General features: G+C 68.0%; 2 protein-coding genes. Both read right to left on the bottom strand.

All coding sequences use genetic code 11. The features are described 5' to 3' along the window. Positions 1–162: 162 nt before the first annotated feature. On the bottom strand, positions 163–516 hold the full coding sequence (locus ACQKIP_RS45385) for a hypothetical protein (RefSeq protein WP_365857331.1): 354 nt from the start codon (positions 514–516) through the stop codon (positions 163–165). Positions 517–663: 147 nt separating this feature from the next. Beyond that, on the bottom strand, positions 664–2,300 hold a 1,637-nt coding region (locus ACQKIP_RS45390), incomplete at its 5' end, for an immune inhibitor A domain-containing protein (RefSeq protein WP_427745674.1).

Below are 2,300 nucleotides of genomic sequence, written 5' to 3' on the forward strand. Positions count from 1 at the left end.
ACGAGGGGCCCGCAGGGGCCCCGTCAGGGGCACGGGGAACCGCGCAAGGGGCCCGCAAGGGCCCCGTCGGGGGCGCGGGGAACCGCGCAAGGGGCCCGCAAGGGCCCCGTCGGGGGCGCGGGGAACTGCGCGACCAGCCCCCACCGGCCCCGCAGGCGAAGATCAGACCCCGGAGGTGCTGGCCTCCGGCCGCCCGGGTCTCTGCCCCTGCAGAGCCTGCCGCTTCAGGGCGCGTATGGGATGCCAAAGCTCAGCAGCCGCGTCCGGCGCCGCACGCCATATCAACCCGTCAGGGTGATGCAGCACCGCCGTGATCTCGTCCGGCGTGGGCGGCTCCGCGTTGCCCCGGAGATAGACGGCACGCATACCCAGGTTCCGCAGCCGCGTCAGCGCCCTCGCACGGTTCATGGCGAGGACGATCATGCGGACGTTGCCGCCGCCCGCGTACGGGCTCGGCAGGGTCAGGGCCACCACCACGCTGCCGTTCGGCAGCTTGCTGAAACCTCCTGCGGACATGGCTGGTCACACCCCCGTGAAGCGTCGCACGGGGCCCCTGGCCGGACCCCGTGTCAATAAGAAATCCACACGACGCACCTAAACACGATCGGCCGCCGCCCGCTAGAGGGCGACGGCCGATCATGGTTTGACCTGCGAAAATGCTAATTACTTCTTGGAGGGACCGACCTGGACCGTGATCGTCGAGCCATCCTTCGGCTGCTTGATGATCTTGATCTGGGTGTTGGTGTCAGTGACCTTGACACTTCCCGTGCCGTTCTCCTTGTACCAGTAGGTGCCCTTGTGGTCGTCGAAGACCGGGACACCCTTCTGGGACTTGATCTTCAGCGCGACGTCCGCGTTGTGGAGCGTGAACTTGTCGGTCGCGTACTTGCTGAAGGGCGCGTCGAACGGCTGGATCTTGTTCCGCAGCAGGGTGCCGTCCGCCCACTTGAGCGGCTTGGCGTGCGCGTCCACCGGAAGGATCAGGCCCTCGCCCGGGTGGGCGCTGGTGTTGTTGTCCTTCTGCGAGGTGTCCCACTGCCAGACCATCAGACCGGTCTGGTACGCGTAGTGCTCCACCCAGTCCGGACGGGACTTGGAGAAGCCGAAGTTGTACGGGCCGACCTCAAGGGTCTTGTCGTACGACACGTACTGGCGGTTCTCGGCGAGGTAGTACTGGTCGTACTTCTTGGTGAAGGACTCGCCGATGCGCGAAAAGCCCTTCGCCGTCCAGCCGTTGTCGTCGCCCTCGGCGCCGTCCTCGAAGACCTTGGCGCCGTCCGCGGTGACCGCGAGCGCGTCGGCCGCGAAGCCCTTGCCGCCCGCGCCGCCGTCCGTCGAGTAGCGGAAGCGGAGGTCGATCTTCTTGCCGGCGTACGTGTCGAGCGGGAACGCCAGCTTCTTGTACGCACCCGAGGCACCGGTCAACGCGGGCTTGTCACCGGCGTCGCGCGGGATGGCCTTGCCGTCCGCGGTGCCGTCCACCGGCGTCCAGTTGGCGCCGCCGTCCGTCGACACCTCGGTGTAGAGGTAGTCGTAGTTGGCCTCGATGTCCCACCAGCCGTCGAGCGTGAGCTCGGCCTTGGACTTGCCGGTCAGGTCGACCGAGCGCGTCAGGGTGTTCTTGAGGTCGTCGCCCTGGTCGCTCCACCACTGCTTGGAGCCCTCGGTGGGCTTGGTGACCGTGGTGGTGACGGCCTTCTTGGGCAGGTCGACGACGAGCGCCTGGCGGTGGCGGGTGTTGTACTCCGAGACGCCCAGCTTGTGCTCGGACGTCGTCGCGGCCTTGGCCTTGGCGTAGTCGAGCCAGCCCAGCTGGAACTTGTCCCAGGCGGTCATGTCGCCGGGCAGGTCACCGATGGCGTCCTTGCCGGTGCCGAGCCAGGACCCTGCCGACATCAGCGACCAGAAGCCGACCGAGTTCTCGCCCTTGCCCGAGGTGTCGTACAGGTCGGGCAGGCCCAGGTCGTGGCCGTACTCGTGGGCAAAGACGCCGAGGCCGCCGTTCTCCGGCTGCATCGTGTAGTCGCCGACCCAGATGCCCGAGTCGCCGATCTGGGTGCCGCCGGCCTTGTTGTTGCCGGGGCCGGTGTTGCCCGCGTCGTTGCCGTACGCGTACCAGCGGTGCGCCCACAGGGCGTTGGTGCCCTCGGCGCCGCCGCCGGCCGACTCGTCCTCGCCCGCGTGCACGAGCTGGAAGTGGTCGATGTAGCCGTCCGGCTCGTTGAAGTTGCCGTCGCCGTCGAAGTCGTAGCGGTCCCAGAGGTCGTACTTGGCGAGGTCCGCCTTGATCTGGGCGTCCG

This window comes from Streptomyces sp. NPDC059900 (assembly GCF_050270335.1).
Classification (GTDB): domain Bacteria; phylum Actinomycetota; class Actinomycetes; order Streptomycetales; family Streptomycetaceae; genus Streptomyces.

Coding starts and splice junctions, on each gene's coding strand:
- ACQKIP_RS45385 (WP_365857331.1), bottom strand. CDS start 516: ATGTCCGCAGGAGGTTTCAGCAAGCTGCCGAACGGCAGCGTGGTGGTG.